The 19,747-nt window shown below is 61.7% G+C and carries 15 protein-coding genes; 1 reads left to right on the top strand and 14 read right to left on the bottom strand.

Annotated elements, in window-relative coordinates; translation table 11 throughout:
• Positions 1-166: 166 nt before the first annotated feature.
• The 9 genes from hutH to hutC all read right to left on the bottom strand — a co-directional run bounded on the left by hutH (position 167) and on the right by hutC (position 11,039).
• Positions 167-1,705, bottom strand: coding sequence for a histidine ammonia-lyase (gene hutH / locus JBE38_RS08490; RefSeq protein WP_145977739.1), 1,539 nt, complete (start codon positions 1,703-1,705; stop codon positions 167-169).
• A gap of 39 nt (positions 1,706-1,744) precedes the next feature.
• Positions 1,745-3,253 (bottom strand): HAL/PAL/TAL family ammonia-lyase, encoded by a 1,509-nt coding sequence (locus JBE38_RS08485; protein WP_205344121.1) that lies wholly within the window; start codon positions 3,251-3,253, stop codon positions 1,745-1,747.
• 138 nt (positions 3,254-3,391) lie between these two features.
• Positions 3,392-4,216, bottom strand: a complete 825-nt coding sequence (locus JBE38_RS08480) for a quaternary amine ABC transporter ATP-binding protein (protein ID WP_205344120.1) — start codon at positions 4,214-4,216, stop codon at positions 3,392-3,394.
• Complete coding sequence (locus tag JBE38_RS08475; protein ID WP_060754583.1) at positions 4,213-5,064, bottom strand: ABC transporter permease; 852 nt, start codon at positions 5,062-5,064, stop codon at positions 4,213-4,215. Before JBE38_RS08475 ends, JBE38_RS08480 begins: the two co-directional genes overlap by 4 nt.
• Positions 5,065-5,136: 72 nt before the next feature.
• Positions 5,137-6,102: an ABC transporter substrate-binding protein gene (locus tag JBE38_RS08470; RefSeq protein WP_060754584.1), complete on the bottom strand. Its 966-nt coding sequence runs from the start codon at positions 6,100-6,102 to the stop codon at positions 5,137-5,139.
• A 69-nt stretch (positions 6,103-6,171) separates the two neighbouring features.
• On the bottom strand, positions 6,172-7,632 hold the full coding sequence (locus JBE38_RS08465) for a purine-cytosine permease family protein (protein WP_205344119.1): 1,461 nt from the start codon (positions 7,630-7,632) through the stop codon (positions 6,172-6,174).
• Between the two features lie 53 nt (positions 7,633-7,685).
• Positions 7,686-9,389, bottom strand: a complete 1,704-nt coding sequence (gene hutU / locus JBE38_RS08460; protein ID WP_205344118.1) for a urocanate hydratase — start codon at positions 9,387-9,389, stop codon at positions 7,686-7,688.
• Positions 9,390-9,771: 382 nt separating this feature from the next.
• Positions 9,772-10,332 (bottom strand): HutD/Ves family protein, encoded by a 561-nt coding sequence (locus JBE38_RS08455; protein WP_090367346.1) that lies wholly within the window; start codon positions 10,330-10,332, stop codon positions 9,772-9,774.
• On the bottom strand, positions 10,329-11,039 hold the full coding sequence (gene hutC, locus JBE38_RS08450; protein ID WP_235594029.1) for a histidine utilization repressor: 711 nt from the start codon (positions 11,037-11,039) through the stop codon (positions 10,329-10,331). The genes JBE38_RS08455 and hutC overlap by 4 nt, the downstream gene beginning before the upstream one ends.
• A 147-nt stretch (positions 11,040-11,186) precedes the next feature.
• Here hutC and JBE38_RS08445 point away from each other — a divergent pair, with 147 nt between their 5' ends.
• Entirely contained in the window at positions 11,187-12,551 is a 1,365-nt protein-coding gene (locus JBE38_RS08445) for a formimidoylglutamate deiminase (protein ID WP_205344117.1), read from the top strand.
• Positions 12,552-12,682: 131 nt separating this feature from the next.
• On the opposite strand, the gene JBE38_RS08440 is transcribed toward JBE38_RS08445, so the two are convergent.
• From JBE38_RS08440 to JBE38_RS08420, 5 genes are all read right to left on the bottom strand, one after another.
• A complete protein-coding gene (locus tag JBE38_RS08440) occupies positions 12,683-13,252 on the bottom strand; it encodes a lipocalin family protein (protein ID WP_060754590.1) in 570 nt (189 codons plus the stop codon).
• A 30-nt stretch (positions 13,253-13,282) separates the two neighbouring features.
• Positions 13,283-13,537 carry a hypothetical protein gene (locus tag JBE38_RS08435; protein ID WP_126870644.1) on the bottom strand — a complete coding sequence of 85 codons (255 nt, stop codon included), beginning with the start codon at positions 13,535-13,537 and terminating at the stop codon, positions 13,283-13,285.
• 176 nt (positions 13,538-13,713) lie between these two features.
• Entirely contained in the window at positions 13,714-14,724 is a 1,011-nt protein-coding gene (locus tag JBE38_RS08430) for a class 1 fructose-bisphosphatase (protein WP_060754592.1), read from the bottom strand.
• A gap of 96 nt (positions 14,725-14,820) precedes the next feature.
• Positions 14,821-16,170: a DUF3999 domain-containing protein gene (locus tag JBE38_RS08425; protein ID WP_205344116.1), complete on the bottom strand. Its 1,350-nt coding sequence runs from the start codon at positions 16,168-16,170 to the stop codon at positions 14,821-14,823.
• A complete protein-coding gene (locus JBE38_RS08420) occupies positions 16,170-19,688 on the bottom strand; it encodes a DUF2339 domain-containing protein (protein WP_205344115.1) in 3,519 nt (1,172 codons plus the stop codon). The genes JBE38_RS08425 and JBE38_RS08420 overlap by 1 nt, the downstream gene beginning before the upstream one ends.
• Positions 19,689-19,747: the final 59 nt, after the last annotated feature.

The following is a 19,747-nucleotide window of genomic DNA, read 5'->3' as shown; positions in this document are numbered from 1 at the left end:
CTTATCCCGAGAAAAACCGAGCCTGTAGTGAGCGGGCTTGCCCCGCGCTGGGCGGCGAAGCCGCCCCGATACCAGGCACCTCGGTCTATCTGAAGAACCGCGGCGCCCTTGTTGGGGCGGCTTCGCCACCCAGCGCGGGGCAAGCCCGCTCACTACAAGTTTGCGGTTAGAGGCTTGGCAACAACTTGGCCGGCACCAGTTCATTCAGGCAGCGGCTGGCGAGCAGTTCGCTGGCGGCATTGATATCCGGGGCGAAGAAGCGGTCCTTGTCGTAGAAACCGACTTTAGCGCGCAACAGGCCGCGGGCTTTTTCCAGTTTCGTCGAGGTTTTCAAGCCATCGCGCAGATCCAGGCCCTGGCAGGCAGCCAGCCATTCCACTGCCAGGATGCCACGGGTGTTTTCAGCCATTTCCCACAAACGCTTGCCGGCGGCTGGAGCCATCGACACATGGTCTTCCTGGTTGGCGGACGTCGGCAGGCTGTCGACACTATGGGGATGGGCCAACGCCTTGTTCTCACTGGCAAGCGCCGCCGCCGTCACCTGGGCGATCATGAAGCCGGAGTTCACCCCGCCATTGCCCACCAGGAACGGCGGCAGTTGCGACATGTGCTTGTCCATCATCAACGAGATACGACGCTCGCTCAGGGAGCCGATTTCGGCGATGGCCAAGGCGATATTGTCGGCGGCCATGGCCACCGGTTCGGCGTGGAAGTTACCGCCGGAGATCACGTCGCCTTCGGCAGCAAATACCAATGGGTTGTCCGACACGGCATTGGCTTCCACCACCAGCACTTCGGCAGCCTGGCGGAACTGGGTCAGGCAGGCGCCCATGACTTGCGGCTGGCAGCGCAGGGAGTACGGGTCTTGCACTTTGTCGCAGTTCTGGTGCGACTTGGACACTTCGCTGCTGTCGCCCAGCAGGTCACGATAAGCCGCTGCCGAATCGATCTGCCCACGCTGGCCGCGTGCCGCGTGAATGCGTGCATCGAACGGCGAGCGCGAACCGAGCACGGCTTCCACGGTAAGGCCACCGCACGCCAGGGCGCCGGCGAACAGGTCTTCGCCTTCGAACAGGCCACGCAGGGCATAGGCCGTGGACACCTGGGTACCGTTGAGCAGCGCCAGGCCTTCTTTGGCGGCCAGGGTCAGTGGCGTCAGGCCGGCGACTTTCAGCGCTTCGGTGGCTTCCAGCCATTGGCCCTTGTAACGCGCCTTGCCTTCGCCGAGCAGCACCAGCGACATATGGGCCAATGGCGCCAAGTCACCGGAGGCACCCACCGAGCCTTTAAGCGGAATGTGCGGGTACACCTCGGCGTTGATCAGCGCGATAAGCGCGTTGATCACCTGGCGGCGAATCCCGGAGAAGCCACGGCTCAGACTGTTGACCTTGAGCACCATGATCAGCCGCACCAGCGCATCGCTGATCGGCTCGCCGACGCCGGCGGCGTGCGACAGCACCAGGGAGCGCTGCAGGTTTTCCAGGTCTTCGCTGGCGATACGGGTCGAGGCCAGCAAGCCGAACCCGGTGTTGATGCCGTAGGCGGTGCGGTTCTCGGCGAGAATCTGCTCCACGCAGGCGACGCTGGCATCGATCTGCGCCGTGGCGCTGTCATCCAGGCTGAGGGTTACCGGCTGTTGGTAGATGGCCCGCAGTTGAGCAAGACTCAGTTGGCCTGGAATCAGATTTAGCGCAGTCACATTCATACTCCTTGTGAATTATTCTTTTGAATACGGGATAGGGGTTCAGTGCAAATTCGGTAGTGCAGTGTCTTTGAGCAACTGGGCGGCGGCTGCAATATCCGGCGCCAGCCAGCGGTCCTGCTCGTACGCGGGGACCACTTCACGCAGCAAACGCCAGGCTTTGTCGGTGCCTGCGCCGAAGCGCTGATCTTTGAGGAATTCAAATGCCTGGGCCGCCAGCAGGTACTCGATGGCCAGGATCTGGGTGACGTTGGCCAATAGCTGATGCAGTTTGAGCGCAGCGTTGGTGCCCATGCTCAGGTGGTCTTCCTGCAGGCCCGAAGTGACGAAATTGTCGAGCACCGCCGGTTGCGCCAACTGACGGTTCTGCCCGCACAGGGAAGCGGCCACGTACTGCACGATCATCATCCCGGAGTTGACGCCGGGGTTGCTGACCAGGAATGCCGGCAACCCGCTGACATGAGGGTTGATCAGGCGGTCCAGGCGACGTTCGGCCACCGAGCCGATTTCGGCCATGGCAATCGCCAGCAGGTCGGCCGCCAAGGCGACGGACTGGCCGTGAGGATTGGCCTGGGACACCACGCGGTAGTGGTCCGGCGTGCCGAGCAGCAACGGGTTGTCAGTGGCACTGTTGAGTTCGGTCTCGATCTGGCGGGTAGCGTGTTCCACTTGATCACGCGCCGCACCGTGGATCTGCGGGATCGAACGGATGCTCAGCGCGTCCTGGGTGCGGAGGCCTTTGCTGCTGGCGATCACCTCGCTGCCGTCGAGCAAGGCGCGCAGGTTGATGCCGACCTGTTGCATGCCGGGGTGCGGTTTAAGCGCGATGATTGCTTCGTCGAACGCATCCATTTGCCCGCGCTGGGCCTCGAAGCTCATGGCCCCGATCACATCGGCCCATTGCAGCAGGTGATGGGTATCGGCCAGGGCCAGGCAGCTCAGGCCGGTCATGCACGGCGTGCCGTTGACCAGGCACAAGCCGTCCTTGGCGCCAAGCGCCACCGGCTGCAGACCTTCCGCGTCCAGGGCCTGTTGCGCCGTGACGATCCGACCGCGATAGCTCACGTTGCCAACCCCCAGCAAGGCCACGCCGACATGGGCCATGTGGGTCAGGTAGCCCACCGAGCCCTGGGACGGTACTTGCGGCGTGATGCCGTGGTTGAGCAGCGCCAGCAGCGAATGCACCACCTGCGGGTGCAGGCCGGATTTGCCATGGCTGTAATTGATCACGGCCGCGCAAATGATTGCGCGGGTCTGTTCGTCACTCAGCACCGGGCCCACGCCACAGGCATGGCTCAACAGCGTATTGCGCGACAGTTGGCTGAGTTGCTCACCCTTGAGCGACACATTGCACAGCGCGCCCAGGCCGGTGTTCACGCCATAGGCGCGCTCACCGCTGGTGACGATGCGCTGCACGATGGCCTGGGCATTGTCGATCCGCGCCCAGGCCTGCCCCGAAAGTTCGAGTACCGCGCCGTGCCGGGCCACGGCGACCAAGTCCTGCCAACGCAGCGGGGCGTCGGCGATGATGATTTTTGCAGGCTGGGACATCTTCATACCTTCTTGAATTTTTATACAGCTTTGCCGGCCCTATCGGGGGCAAGCCCCCTCCCACATTTGTCTGCATTCACACAGCTAAACTTGTGAGCACAGTAAGTGTGGGAGGGGGCTTGCTCCCGATGGCGCCCTTCAGACCACCGCCGCCCGCCGCTGAACAAACCGGTCCACATACTCGTCCGCCGGTGCATGCAGGATCTCCCGTGGCGTTCCGACCTGGATCAGCTTGCCGTCCTTGAGGATCGCAATGCGGTTGCCGATGCGCACGGCCTCATCGAGATCATGGGTGATGAACACGATGGTTTTGTGCAGGGTCTTCTGCAGTTCCAGCAATTGGTCCTGCATTTCGGCGCGGATCAGCGGGTCGAGGGCGCTGAAGGCTTCGTCCATCAGGATGATGTCGGTGTCGGCCGCCAACGCACGCGCCAGGCCCACGCGCTGGCGCATGCCACCGGAGAGCTGGTGCGGATATTTTTTTTCGTAGCCTTTGAGGCCCACGGTTTCGACCCAGTGTTGGGCACGTTCAGCGCAGACCTGCTTGCTTTCGCCGCGCACTTTCAGGCCGTAGGCGACATTGTCGAGCACACTCTTGTGGGGCAGCAGGCCGAAGCTTTGGAAGACCATGCTGATCTTGTGTCGACGGAATTGGCGCAGGGCCTCCATGTCCAGTTGCAGTATGTCTTCGCCGTCCACCAGGATCGCGCCGCTGGTAGGGTCGATCAGGCGGTTGAAGTGGCGTACCAGCGTGGACTTGCCGGAGCCGGACAGGCCCATGATCACGAAGATCTCGCCGGTGCCGATGCTCAGGGACAAATCGTTCACGCCGACCACACAACCGGTCTCGGCCAGCACCTGGTCCTTGGTCTTGCCCTGGCCCACCAGCGCCAGGGCTTCCTGGGCGCGGTTGCCGAAAATCTTGAAGACGTTTTTAACTTCGATTTTGCTGACGGTAGTCATTTGCTCGCCTCATGCCGTGGACGACCATAGGCCTGGGTAATGCGGTCAATGACCACTGCAAGAATCACGATCGCGAGGCCCGCTTCAAGGCCACGGCCGACGTTGAGAGTCTGGATGCCGACCAGCACATCTTCACCCAAGCCACGGGCGCCGATCATCGAAGCGATCACCACCATGGACAACGCCATCATGGTGGTCTGGTTGATCCCGGCCATGATGCTCGGCAGGGCCAGCGGCAGTTGCACACCGAACAGTTGTTGCCAGCGGTTGGCACCAAACGCGTTGATGGCCTCCATGACTTCGCCGTCGACCTGGCGAATCCCCAGGTCGGTGAGACGAATCAGCGGCGGTGCGGCGTAGATCACCGTGGCGAAGATCGCCGGCACCTTGCCCAGGCCGAACAACATCAGCACCGGGATCAGGTACACGAAGCTGGGCATGGTCTGCATGATGTCCAGCAACGGCATCAATACCGAACGCAAGCGGTTGCTGCGCGCCGACAGAATGCCCAAGGGAATGCCAATCAGCACCGAAATCACCGTGGCGACCATCATCAGCGCCAGGGTTTGCATCAGTTTGTCCCACAGGCCAACCGCGCCCACCAGGAACAGCAGGCCAACGATGACGGCAGTGGTGACCACTTTGCGGGTGGCGTGCCAGGCGACGCCTCCGACGATGACCAGCATCAGCCACCAGGGGGCTGCGCGCAGCAAGCCTTCCAGGTTGACGATGGCCCATAGCAGGGTGTCGGAAATGTGCCGGAACACATCGCCGTAGTTGGTGACGAGCGAGTCCACCCAACCGTTGACCCAGTCGGCAATGGAAAACGTAAAACTCTCAGGAAACATAGCGTGCTCTCGGTCCAGTGGGTTGCGGGCAGGCGCCCGGCTTGCCCCTCAGGGTAGCCGGGTGCGCTTGACCTACAAGGCCGCGTCGATTTTCTTGGCTGCGTCGTCGCTCACCCATGCGTGCCAGACTTCAGGATGTTCCTTGAGGAACAGTTTCGCCAGTTTTGGCGAGTCAATTCGCTCTTTGGCCATGCGGCCCAGGTTCTGGTTCAGCAAGTCGATCGGCAGGTTGACCTTCTCCAGCACGGCCACCAGTTCCGGCGCCTGCTCGTGGAAGGTCTTGGACAAGCCGACCTTGATGCTCACGCTTTTATCCACACCCGGTTTTTCTTCCAGCTTGACCAGGTCGACCTGGCCCATCAGCGGCGTCGGCGACCAGTAGTAGAACAGGATCGGCTCGCCACGCTTGTAGCTCGACAGCACCGCCGCATCCAGCGCGGGGCCAGTGCCCGGACGGAAGTTGGTGTAGGTGCTTTCCAGGCCGTAGCTTTTGAGCATTTCGCTGTTGTCCAGCTCACAGGTCCAACCGGCCGGGCAGTTATAGAAACGGCCTTTGGACGGCTCTTCCGGGTCCTTGAAGACCGAGGCGTATTGGGCGAGGTCGGCGATGTTCTTCAGGCCCGGCGCCTTGGGTTCCAGCTTGCGCTTGGCGTCGCCTTCGATCACGTAGCGCGGCACGTACCAGCCTTCGATAGCGCCGACCACAGGCGCACCGACGCCGACGACTTTGCCGGCCTTCTCGGCTTTGTTCCAGACTTCGCTGCGGCCGACCCACTCTTCGGCAAACACTTGGATGTCATTGCTGCTCAGGGCGTTTTCCATGGTGATGGAGTTGCCCGGCAGGCTGTCGGTTTTGCAGCCGTAGCCTTTTTCAAGCACGGTTTGCAGGATGTCGGTGAGCAACATGCCGCTTTCCCAGTTCAGGCCGGCAAACTTCACCGGTTTACCGGATTCGCACCAACCTGCTGCCTGGGCACCAGCGCTGGCGAGTAAACCGGCACAGAGCACGCTGGCCAGCAGGGTCTTATTCATTTTCATTGTTGTAACGCTCCCAAACTTGAAATGGATTACGGCAGTCAGTAGGCATCCTGCCCTGTCCACGTCCCATCAGGCTTGTGCAGCCAGCCCGTTTGTCGTTGTTGGTGTAGCGCCCTGCTCTACCGGCAGGATCAGGTGGTCGGGTACCGTGCCGTGCCATTTTTTCGCACACACGTAATACAGGGCCGCCGGCAGTACCAAGCCGATGATCCAGGAAATGTCCACGTCACCCAGGGCGGCGACCAGGGGACCGGTGTAGAACTTGGTGGAGATAAACGGCAACTGCACCAGCACGCCGAAGACATAGACGCTGATACCGAGCAGGTTCCAGCGACCGTAACGACCGTTCGGGTCGGCCAGCGCCGGCACGTCATAGCGCTCGCGGGTAATGCAGTAGTAGTCCACCAGGTTGATCGCACTCCAGGGCGTAAAGAACGCCAGCAGGAACAGGATGAAAGACTTGAACGCACCGAGGAACGAATGCTGGCCGAGCAACGCGATCAGGGTTGCGGTGCCGACAATGATCAGCACGAACACCAGGCGCTGCAGGCGCGTGACCTCCAGGCGACCGCGAAAGCCGCTGATGATGGTCGCAATGCACATGAAACTGCCGTAGGAGTTCAGCGTAGAAATGGTGACCTTGCCGAACGCGATGCTGAAATACAGCAACGCAGCGGTGGCCCCCGTACCGCTCAAGCCAACGATGTAGGCCACTTCGTGACCGGCGAACTGCCCATTGGACATGGCTGCCGCGAACACGCCGAGGATCATCGCCACCTGTGCGCCGACGACAGAACCTGCGCCGGCGGCGAAAAAGGTTTTCACCGATGACGTCTTGCTCGGCAGATAACGCGAGTAGTCCGCCACGTAAGGGCCGAAGGCGATCTGCCAGGAGGCCGCGAGCGACACCGCCAGCAGAAAACTGCTCCAGCTGAAGTGGCGGATCTGCAGCAGAGCGCCAATGTCGGTCTGGCTCATCAGGCGACTGAACAGGTACACAAAGGCGATCACCCCAATCACGCTGGCGACACGGCCGATGAAGTGGATCACGCGGTAACCCAGGACCGTGACCAGCACGATGACACTGGCAAAGAGCAGGATGCCGACGCTGTCGCTGACCCCGAACAACTGACCCAGCGCCTGACCGGACAACACCGTCCCGGTGGCGGTGAAGCCGAGGTACATCAGACAGACCAGCACGATCGGGATGGCTGCGCCATACACGCCGAACTGCACCCGGCTGGAGATCATCTGCGGCAGGCCAAGCTTGGGCCCCTGCGCCGCATGCAACGCCATGACGCCCCCGCCGATCAGTTGGCCGATCAACAGACCGATCAACGACCAGAACACATCACCGCCCAGCACCACGGCCAGGGCCCCGGTGACAATCGCGGTGATTTGCAGGTTGGCACCCATCCACAGGGTGAACTGGCTAAATAGACGACCGTGTCTTTCCGCTTCCGGGATGTAGTCGATCGAACGCCTTTCGATCAACGGGGTGGTGCTTGCACGTGCGTCATTTGCAGCCATGTGTGTTCAACCTCTGATGGATTGTTTTCTGGTTCATTGCCCGTCAAATGGGGTTATTTGATCATCGGGAGATTGAGGCCCTGTTCCTTGGCGCAGTCGATCGCGATCTGGTAACCGGCATCCGCGTGACGCATCACGCCGGTTGCCGGGTCGTTGTGCAGCACGCGAGCAATGCGCTCGGCCGCTTCATCGGTACCGTCGCAGACGATCACCATGCCGGAGTGCTGGGAGAAGCCCATGCCCACGCCGCCGCCGTGGTGCAGCGAAACCCACGTCGCGCCGCTGGCGGTGTTGAGCAAGGCGTTGAGCAGCGGCCAGTCGGAAACGGCGTCGGACCCATCCTGCATCGATTCGGTCTCGCGGTTCGGGCTGGATACCGAGCCGGAGTCCAGATGGTCACGGCCGATCACCACCGGGGCCGACAGCTCGCCGCGGCGCACCATTTCGTTGAACGCCAGGCCCAGCTTGGCGCGCTGGCCCAGGCCAACCCAGCAGATACGTGCCGGCAAGCCCTGGAAGCTGATGCGCTCGCGGGCCATGTCCAGCCAGTTGTGCAGGTGGGAATCGTCCGGGATCAGCTCTTTGACTTTGGCGTCGGTCTTGTAAATGTCTTGCGGGTCGCCGGACAGCGCCGCCCAACGGAACGGGCCGATACCACGGCAGAACAATGGGCGAATGTAGGCCGGTACGAAACCTGGGAAGTCGAATGCGTTTTCCACGCCTTCTTCCTGGGCCATCTGGCGGATGTTGTTACCGTAGTCGAACGTCGGGATGCCTTGCTTCTGGAATTCCAGCATGGCTTTGACATGCACGGCCATCGACTGCTTGGCGGCCTTGATCACGGCAGCCGGTTCGGTCTTGGCGCGGGCGCGGTATTCGTCCCAGGTCCAGCCGGCCGGCAGGTAGCCGTTGAGTGGGTCGTGGGCGCTGGTCTGGTCGGTGACCATATCCGGGCGCACGCCACGCTTGACCAGCTCCGGCAGGATTTCCGCAGCGTTACCCAGCAAGGCGATAGAGATGGCCTTGCCTTCCTTGGTGTATTTGGCGATGCGGGCCAGGGCGTCGTCGAGGTCGGTGGCCTGCTCGTCGACATAACGGCTGTTGAGGCGGAAGTCGATGCTGACCTGCTGGCATTCAATGTTCAGCGAGCATGCGCCGGCCAAGGTGGCAGCCAGGGGTTGCGCGCCGCCCATGCCGCCAAGGCCGGCGGTGAGAACCCAGCGGCCGGTAAGGTCGCTGTTGTAGTGCTGGCGACCGGCTTCGACGAAGGTTTCGTAGGTGCCCTGGACGATGCCCTGGCTGCCGATGTAGATCCAGCTGCCGGCGGTCATCTGGCCATACATGGCCAGGCCCTTGGCATCCAGTTCGTTGAAGTGTTCCCAACTGGCCCAGTGCGGCACCAGGTTGGAGTTGGCGATCAGCACACGCGGGGCATTGCTGTGGGTCTTGAACACGCCGACCGGCTTGCCGGATTGCACCAGCAGGGTCTCATCGTCATTGAGTTGAGTAAGGCTCTCGACGATCTGGTCGTAGCATTCCCAGTTGCGCGCCGCACGACCGATGCCGCCGTACACCACCAATTCTTTCGGGTTTTCGGCCACTTGTGGGTCGAGGTTGTTCATCAGCATGCGCAGTGGCGCTTCTGTCAGCCAGCTTTTGGCGGTGAGTGTGTTACCGCGGGCCGCGCGGATTTCGACGTCACGGTATTTTGTAGGCTTGGCTTTAGAAAAATCGGTCACGACTGGACTCCTCGGCATGATGCGCGAACTGGGATGGTGCGAAGGAGAGTCTTACGCACACATCTTTACTTGTACATACAAGCATATGCAATCAAGCGGCCAACTTTTTGAAGATGCGCTGCAGGTTTTTTTGAAGGCGTGCGCAAGCCTTGAAAATCAAGGCTTCGAGACATGGTGAAATTTCTTACGACGACGTTTTACAGGGAGGGGGGTTTGTCACGACGGCGTGGCTTTGCGCCACGCTGGGGCGTTCGGTAACAAACTGGTGCGCGGGTTGGAAACAGATCTTGAGAGCAATGGGAAACAAATGTGGGAGGGGGCTTGCCCCCGATTGCAGTGGGTCAGCTACAGATGAACTGACTGATCCACCGCTATCGGGAGCAAGCCCCCTCCCACAGTTTTAACCGAGTGGCGTCAGTTCGATCAGACAGCAGCGGCCTGTTACAGCGATATCCAGCAGGCCGGTGTTACCGTCGATTTGCAGGCAATCGTGATGGCCCAGCGTCTGGTCCAGCACCTTCACCTCATCGGCGACGCTGAACACCAACACCGTCTGCGCCGTACTGAAAAAACGTTGCACGCCATCCACCCACTGCAACCGTGCGTGGTAACGCTGCGGCGAATAGATCAGGTTGAAATCACGGATGGGCCCGGTGATCAGGCGGCATGACACCTCGCTTTCACCCTTGAACGCGAACGGCTGCAACGGCAACAACCCGCGCTGCTCTTCACCATCCACCGTCAGCACCATGCCTGCACCTTTGATCACCGTGATCACGCGCTGGTAGCCGGCGAAGGTTGAGAAGCCACCGGATTCGCCGATATCGGCAATCGACAGGCGCCAGCCAAAACCCTCCAGGCCAATGCCTGAGTCGCGGGTGATTTCTTCGGTGCTGCCACCGCCGTTTTTCCACGGCATGCGCACGTAATCGGTGGCGCGCCAGACTTTCACTGCACTCATTTGCTGAAACGTCCTTCCAGGCTGTGACGGGAACCGGGGTGGATCAACCGCGCCGCCGTTACCGGCTGACGGCCCGACCAGGTACGCCTGCGAATCAACAGGCACGGCTCGCTCGGTTCGATCTGCAACAGCTTGCACTCCTCGGCGTCAGCGAGGATCGCCTCGACCACGTGCTCGCCCTCGGTGAGCGGCGCGACCTGGTTCAAATACGCGTAGGGCGTTTGCAGGGTGAAATCCTGTTGCAGGTATTCCGGTGCGACCAGGGCGTTGACGAAACGGTCTTCGATTTGCACGGGAATATCGTTTTCGAAATGCACGATCAGCGAGTGGAACACCCGCCCGCCTTCGCGCATTTCCAGGGCGACGGCGCGTTCGGAGCCGGCCGCTTCTTCGCCCAGGTGGATGACCTTGCACGTGTGCCGATGACCACGCGAGGCGATTTCATCGGCAATGTTGTGCACTTCAAACAGCGCCGACTGGCTCTTGGGCTCGGCAACGAAAGTGCCGACGCCTTGCATGCGTACCAGCAAACCTTCGGCGGTCAGTTCACGCAGGGCGCGGTTGATGGTCATGCGGCTGAAGCCCAGCTCGCTGACCAGTTCACTCTCCGAGGGCACACGGTAATGCGGCGGCCAGTTGCCGGTGAGGATTTGCTGGCTGATCATCTGTTTGACGCGGGCATACAAGGGCGCCGGACTTTCGTCCATGTGGGCAGCCAGCGAAGAGTTGGCGGGCGGAGTCGGCACAGGGAATCCTTGCAGGGGGAAAAGATGCATAGATTGCCGGAGTTTACCGAGCAGGCAAACGTCTGTATATGTATATACAAATAAACACACGACCGGGGTGCCTTGATCATGTCCGCTTTCTTTGCCGAACGCGCGCTGCTGCCTAATGGATGGGCCAATGATGTACGTCTTGAAGTCGGCGCCGATGGGCTGCTGACGAAAGTTGAGGTCAATGCCAGTGCGGACGCTGCCGAACGGCTGAGAGGCCCGATGCTGGCCGGTATGCCGAATCTGCACTCCCATGCGTTTCAGCGCGCGATGGCCGGCTTGGCGGAAGTGGCAGGCAACCCGAATGACAGTTTCTGGACCTGGCGTGACTTGATGTACCGCATGGTCGGCAAGATCAACCCGGACCAACTGCACGTTATCGCCCGCCAGCTGTACATCGAAATGCTCAAGGCCGGTTACACCTCGGTGGCCGAGTTTCATTATGTGCACCATGACGCCAGCGGCCAGCCATACGCCGACCGCACGGAGCTTTCGCGGCAGATCAGCCAGGCGGCAGCGAGCAGCGGCATCGGCCTGACGTTGCTGCCGGTGCTGTACACACACGCAGGCTTTGGCGGCCAGGCACCGAATGACGGCCAGCGACGCTTTATCAACAGCACCGAAAATTACCTCGACCTGCAGGCGCGGCTCAAACCGATTCTTGCAACGCAACCGGCGCAGGCGCTGGGCCTATGCTTTCACTCCCTGCGTGCCGTCACACCACAGCAGATCAGTGCTGTCCTGGCCGCCAGCGACAAGACCTGCCCGGTGCATATTCATATCGCCGAACAGCAGAAAGAAGTCGACGACTGCCTGGCCTGGAGCGGCAAGCGCCCACTCCAGTGGCTGTATGACAACGTCGAGGTCGATGAGCGCTGGTGCCTGGTGCACGCCACTCATGCGGATGCCGACGAAGTGAAACGCATGGCACAGAGCCGCGCAATTGCCGGTTTGTGCCTGACGACTGAAGCCAACCTGGGTGACGGCATTTTCCCAGCCGTAGATTTCCTCGCCCAGGGCGGGCGCATGGGCATCGGTTCCGACAGCCATGTCTCGCTGAGCGTGGTGGAAGAGTTGCGTTGGCTGGAATATGGTCAACGCCTGCGTGACCAGCGGCGTAACCGCTTGTACCGCAGTGATCAGCCGATGGTTGGCCGCACCCTGTTTGATGCGGCATTGGATGGCGGCACCCAGGCGCTGGGGCAGCCGATTGGTCGCCTGGAAGTGAGCAAGCGTGCGGATTGGATTGTGCTGGACGGCAGTGATCCGTATCTGGCGACTGCGGTAGACGACGGCATTCTCAACCGCTGGTTGTTTGCCGGTGGTGATCGACAGGTGCGGGATGTGCTGGTGAACGGCAAGTGGGTAGTGCGCGATGGTCATCATGCCGGCGAGGAAGAAAGCAGCCGGGCGTTCACGCAAGTCTTGAAGGATTTACTGAGCTAACTGGCAACATATGACAAATGTGGGAGCGGGCTTGCTCGCGAATGCTGTGGTTCAGTCAGAACATCTGATACTGATACACCGTATTCGCGAGCAAGCCCGCTCCCACATTTTGTTTAGCGACACTCTCAGGTTTATTGCGAGGTCTTGGCCATCTGTTTGTCTGACGTACGCCAGATCAACCGCGTGGTGTCATACCCCTGCTGGCGCGCCCTGCTCAGCAAGTCTTCGCGGGTGTCGGCACTCACCGTCGGCGTGCGTGACAAGATCCACATGTAACGCCGGCTCGGGCTGCCGACGATGGCCGTCTTGTAGTCATCGCTGACGTACAGCACCCAATAGTCGCCCTTGGCGACGCCCGGCAGCAGCGACGTGAACCAGTTATTGAATTCGACCCAGAGCTTGTCGGTCTTGCCCGGCACTTGCGGCGTGGCCGTGCCCTTGGCTTCTTCCCACTTCCACTCGCTCGTCAGGCAGCGGTTGAACACCGACATGTCACCATCCGGCAGCAGGGTGTAGCGGGCTTCGGACTGTGCGCAGTTGCGCTGGAAGTACATCGGCAATCGGGCCAACTCATACCAGGTGCCCTGGTAACGCTTGAGATTGACGTTGCTCGCGGTCTTGGGTTGCAGATCGTCGCCAGAATGGCTGGCACAGCCCGCCAAAAACAGGCTGGCGCAAAGGCATAAAACAAAACGCATCATTCTTCTTCTCCCGCAGGCTCGCGCCCCGGTTTACTTCAGGCCTTGCCCGGAAAACATCAGAACTTTGTCACCGGCGTACTGCACGCTGATAAAGCTGTTTTTATCACCCCACGTGCAACTGGACATACCCAGCGCACCGGAGCAATCGGTCGGCTTGCCCAGCAACGACTCAACCTCGGCCTTGGCCATGCCGGCCGACAGCTTCGCGTAGTTTTCTTGAGTGACCTTGCTGCAAGCGGCTAAGAGCACGCAAAAAGCCAACAAGGCGAGACGGCGTAGAAACATGGAAAAGCTCCTGGAGAGACAAAGCAGCTGGGGTATCTGCCAGAAGCTTAGAAGGGAAAACAGGTGTCTGGTTCCCGATAGGCAAAAACAAAAAAAGCCCCGAAACGCTGAAACGTTTCGGGGCTTCTTCAAGGGTGATCCGGCTCACAACAACGCGGATAACCGGTCGCTGCAACTTACTGCTTGTGGTAAGCCGTCACACGCTCAACTTCTTCCTTCGAACCCAGGAATACCGCCACGCGCTGATGCAGGCCTTCAGGCTGGATGTCGAGGATACGCTGGTGGCCGTCGGTAGACGCACCGCCCGCCTGCTCAACCAGGAAGGACATCGGGTTGGCCTCGTACATCAGGCGCAGTTTGCCCGGCTTGGAGGGTTCGCGGCTGTCACGTGGGTACATGAACAGGCCACCACGGGTCAGGATACGGTGCACGTCTGCCACCATCGCAGCGACCCAACGCATGTTGAAGTTCTTCTTCAACGGGCCTTCTTCGCCTTCCATCAACTCGTTCACATAACGCTGCACCGGAGCTTCCCAGTGGCGCTGGTTGGACATGTTGATGGCGAATTCCTGGGTGGACGCAGGGATGGAGATGTCTTCGTGGGTCAGTACGAAGCTGCCCATTTCGCGGTCCAGGGTGAAACCTTTGACGCCGTCGCCCAAGGTCAGCACCAGCATGGTCTGCGGGCCATAGATCGCGTAGCCGGCAGCGACCTGCTCGGTGCCTGGCTGCAGGAAAGCCTTTTCGTTCAGGGCTTCGTTCTGGCTCAGGTATTCATTCGGGCAACGCAGTACCGAGAAGATGGTGCCGACCGGAGCGTTGATGTCGATGTTGGACGAACCGTCCAGTGGGTCGAATACCAACAGGTACGCGCCTTTCGGGTATTTGCCCGGGATCTGGTAGGCATTGTCCATTTCTTCGGACGCCATGCCGGCCAGGTGACCGCCCCATTCGTTGGCTTCGAGCAGGATCTCGTTGGACAGTACGTCGAGTTTCTTCTGCACTTCGCCCTGGACGTTTTCAGTGCCCATGCTGCCCAGGACACCACCCAGTGCGCCCTTGGAAACGGCGTGGCTGATCTCCTTGCAAGCACGCGCCACCACTTCGATAAGGAAGCGCAGATCGGCAGGCGTGTTGTTGCTGCGGGTCTGCTCGATCAAATAGCGACTCAAGGTAACGCGGGACATGGAAGGCTCCGAAGAATGGGGGGCTTAAAAACCCGCGCAGTTTAACGCGAGTCGAGGCTTAAATCCTCTAATCAGAGGATTTAAAGCCAATAGAGTTCAGGGGGTACCCTGAGGCTTGCGCAACAAACTGTAGGCCATGGCGCCCAGTGCCGCCACGCCCAACAGGAGCACAGCCCACAGGCCGAACTTCTTCCAGTCGCTACCTACCTCAGGCGAAACGGCCACGGCGGCGGGCTTGACCACAACCTCTCCCGTGACGCTGGCCTGGCCCAATGCCTTGAGCCGTTCGGCACTGTAGTCGGGAATCAACGTGGATAACGGCAAATTCGCCGCCTTCACCGAAGCATTGCCGAGCGCCAGAGTAAACGGCGGCTCACCCCGCGCCAGGAACACCAATTGCGTGGAGCGCACGGCAAACCGCAGGGCCGGTGCTTCGACCCCCAGACCGCCGCCCCGCTCATCCACCTGCAACTTGAGCTGCGCAACGGCCACGCCCGGCAATTGCAACTCATCCTGCACCACGTCCTGGCCATTGCGGGTCAGGCGATACAACAAACCATTACTCAGCGGCTGCCACGCTTGATTGGCCTCAAGGCGCCCGGCCAAGGTCACAGGGGCCAACGTGTTGGGTTGCTTCAACTCGACGCGCAAGCGCTCGACATGCAGGCCCGTCGGCAACTGCCAGCTGTATTCGCCGGCGTTGAGCCGCGTGCCCGACAACGGCTGCGACCACACCAACGGCAGCGGCAGGCTGCTGCTGGTCGCGCTGACCAGCTTGGCCGAGGTCAACTGCGGCGCGGCTTGGCCCTGCCAGACCAGACGCAGATAGCGTGCCGACTGCCCCGGCAGGCTCACGTCATGCTGCTCGACCCGCTCGTCGGCAAACGACAAGCGCGCTACTTGGCCATCACCCCAGGCTTGCCAGTGTTGCAGGTCATCACTGGCTTCAATGCTGAAACGCTGGAAACCATCCTGCTCGCGGCTCCAGTCAAGGCTCAGTTGCTGCAACGGCGCCTTGATCGCACTGGCGTCCAGCACCCAGCCGCGCAGCACCTGTTTCTCTGTCTTGATGGCCGGGCGCACCTCCAGCAAGGTGCCCTCGGTGGTGGATTTCATCACCACGCCGGGCAACGCTTGCTGCGCATCAGCGGCGTACAGCGGAAACCACTTCACATCGGCAACGTCGCGGCTTTCAGTACGCTGCGCCGATTGGCGCGACAACGCATAAGCCTGTGGCTCCCCTGCGGCGTTGAACACCCGCACATCACTGAGATCGGCCTGCCGCGCACTCAACTGCACCGCCAGCGGCAGCTCCAGGCGATACCAGGGGCCATTGCCGCTCACGGCCAGCGGCACCTGCGTGGTGAAGTCAGCCGGCCCTTCCTGCGCGTAAACCGCCGAACACAGCAGCCCTACCATCCACCCAGCCAGACTCAGCTTGCCCATCAAGAAGACGCTCCTTCGGTTTGAATCACAGGTTCCGCACGTTTGGGCGGCAGCGGTGCAAAGTAGCCCACCACCAGCAACAGCCCGCCGACGCCGATAAACGACACGATCCGCGCCAGACCGCCGCGGTTACTCAGTTCGACAAAGAACAGCTTGGCCACCACCACCGCAATCAGCGCCGCGCCGATCAGCCACACTTCGCGACGATGGCGCAGGTGACCGCCGATCATCAGGCCGAGGGCGATCAGGGTCCAGACGATCGACAGTCCGGCCTGCACCAGCATCGACTCCAACAGCGCATCCCAGTGAAACGGCACGCCGCCCCAATGGTGGGCGGTGCGCATCACCAATGCCGTCAAGAACGCAAACAGCGAAACACCCGCGACACCCTGGGCGATCAGCTCAGCCTGCGGCCCGCGTTGCGGCGCCACGCTGCGCGACCACAGGTACACTCCCAGCAGCGCGAACAGCAAGCCTAGATCCAACGGGTTGAGCAGCGGCACATAAGGCAGAGGCCTGGCCGTGCCGTCGCTGAAGATATTCGCCAGCCAGAACCAGCCGAGCATCAACACCGCCAACGGCAATGCCGCCAGCACGCGATACTCACGCGGATAAGCCGCCACCGGCCACGGCCAACCGCGTGGCGCGGCCGCCAGCACCAGATACAGGCTCGGCAGAACGGCCCAACCCAGCCAGCGCCAGGCGTTGTACTCGCTCGACAGCAACAACAAGCCGTAGCGCAATTCCAGGGCCAGCACGCCGATCAACATCCAGCAGCCAACCACATGAGCGATGCTCAACACCTTGCCTGGCACCACCGCAGCCAAGCGGCGCAGCGCAATGAAATGCACCGCGAACACCGCCAGCCAGGCCAGCCAACCGTAGTGGGCCGCCGGGTGGTAATAGGCATGGGCAGACACCAGCAACACCAGGCCCGCCGCCGGCATCAGCAAGGTGCACAGCATGCCCAGCGAGGCCCAGCGCAGGCGTTCGGCCAACAGCGCCCAAATCGCCACGCTCACCGCGGCAATCGCCAGCAGGAACGGGCCTTGCAGTTCCTCGGGGATAAACCGCAACACTTCACCGATCAATGCCAGCGCCCACCAGGCGGCACCCCACACCAGCAACAAGTCGGACAGGCGTTGCAGCTTCAACACGGTAAATACCGGCGCCTGGGGTTCGCGCTGCAAGCGCCAGGCGCCGACCAGAGCAGCAAGGCCCAGCACCATCGGTGTCCAGAACCCACTGTGGGCCAACGGCCGCAAGCCGTCGCCGGTCATGGGCCCGAGCAGCTCCGGCACCGCCAGCAGGAAGGAGGCGCCGCCGACCAGTTGCAACAGCAAGCCAAACACGAAGCTGACGCGCTGTTGCAGGTGCAGGCTCAACCAGATGATCAACAAACCACTGGCCGCCCACACACCGCTGGCACTTTCCCAGGGCAGTACAAACAGCACCGCCAGGTTGATCAGCACCAGCCCCGCCAGCAATACCACCGACAATCCACGCAGCAGCCGCACATCGCTGCGCACCTGGTCATCGCGCGCAGCCAGCAACATGCCGCCCACCAAGGCCAGGCCAATCAGCGACGCGCTCATCAGGCCGCTCCAGCCCGCATTGAATACCGCCGCCCCATCACCCCCCTGCAGACGCAACAGGAACAACGCGCCGCCCAGCAACTGCACGGCGAAGGCGGTGAACAGGAAAGTACGCGAGCCGATGCGCAACCCAATCCACAACGTGACCAGACCGGCCATTGCCCAACTGATGGCCGTGCCTTGGGTCAGCAAAAACAACGGTGCAAGCAGGTACAAAGCACTCAGGCCCAGGCTCGCCAGCACCGGCAAGCCTTTGCGCTCCCACACCGCCGTCTGCTCGGCCGATGCCTTGCGCAATTGATCAAAGCTGAACAGTAACGCGGCGCCCAGTAGCAATGCCCCCAGCGGCGCGCCCTCAAGCAAGGTCAGGTCGCCCACCCGTAGTTCACTGAGGAACGCCAGCGCCGATCCCAACTGCAGCAACAGGCCAAACGCCCGCGCCAACGGTCGCTGCTGACGCAGGCCAAGCCAGACGATCCCGGCGCCTTCCACCGCCCAGGCTGCGGCTGTCCAGCGCGCATCCAGGCCCAAGGGTATCGCCAGGCTGGCGAAGATTACCCCCAGCGCCAGACAGGTTTCCGACAGTAACAACGCACGCCCGCCACTGAGCCACCGGGCCAGGCCCATGTAGATGATGCCCAGGCCCAATGCGCTGAAAGCCGCGGCAAACTCCAGATGCTGCACCAGCGCGAACTGCAAGCCAAACCCCACCAGCGGCGGGCCGAACAACAGGCTGCCATCAACGTAGTTGCCCTTGGCCGCCGACCAGCGCAACAAGGCACCCCGACTGTCGTCCTCGGGGGCGTCGCTCATCTCCAGCAATTTGCGGCGGGCGAACAACAGGCCGATCACCAGGTACATCAGGAAGAACAGAATCAGGAACGGCTCGGTGCTCCATAGCAGCTCCGGCGTATACGAGCGCATGCCCCAGGCAAAACCGATACCGAAGGTGCCGACAAACCCGATCAGATCCAGCAAGCGCCAAGCCTTGAACCAGGCGATGGCGAGGATGCCGGCATTCAGCAAGGCGAAATAGCTGAACAGCGCCACATGGTTACCGGCGCCGGTAGAGGTGAGGATCGGCGCGGCAAAACCACCCAACGCCGCCGCGCAAGCCAAGCCGAGGGCGTCCTGGGTAACCGCCAGGATCGCCGAGAACACCGTGACCGCCACCAGCAGGCCCAAGGCCGCACCCGGGTCAATCAGCGGGTGCAGACGCATCGCCGCAAAGACGGTCAGGTACAGCACCGCGATCCCGGTGCCTTGCAGCATCAAACCGTAATTGCTATTGCGCAGCCGCAGCCACCAGCCCAGGCCCAGCAGGCCGACGGCGGCAGCGGCAACACCGGCGTAACGCAGCTCGATCGGCACCACCATGCCTTCTGTGGCGTAGCGCAGCAGGAACGCCAGGCCGAGAAACAGCAGCACCACGCCGACGCGCAATACGGTATTACCGCCGAACAGCCAATTGCGCGCACCGCTGAGGGCGCGTTCGATCAGGTTGGGGCCACGGGGGATGGCAGGCTCTGCTGGGCGAGGCGCCGGCGTTGATGCCCAGACGTCATCCGGCAACGGTTGGCTCGCTTCGGCGACCACGACCATAGGGGCGATTTCGGCAGGCAGTTCCCAGACCAGCTCGGGCGCCTTTATAACCGGTGCCGGCTCAGGCGCGAGCGGTTCGATGCTCACATTGTTCGTCGGCGCAGGGACTTCCAGTTGCCGCAGGCGCTCACCCAGTGCGATCAGCGCCTTCTGCGTGGTTTCCAACTGACCCGCCTGCTGTTGCGCCTGGGCCGCCAGCTGCGACAGGCGAATCGCCTGGCCAATGCCCAAGCCCAGCAGCGCACCGATGCCGGCATCACTGAACGACTCGTCGAGTGTCCAGCCGAGCACCAGGCCAATCAGCATGAAAATCCATTGCATGGTCGATATCCCTAAGCAGCCCGAGGCGGGCAAACCGGCGCTCAGTATATCGACCAGGA

The organism is Pseudomonas sp. ICBG1301 (assembly GCF_016918385.1).
Taxonomy (GTDB): Bacteria; Pseudomonadota; Gammaproteobacteria; order Pseudomonadales; family Pseudomonadaceae; genus Aquipseudomonas; species Aquipseudomonas palleroniana.
Note: the sequence above shows the minus strand (reverse complement) of the source record. Positions and strands in the feature narration are given on the sequence as shown.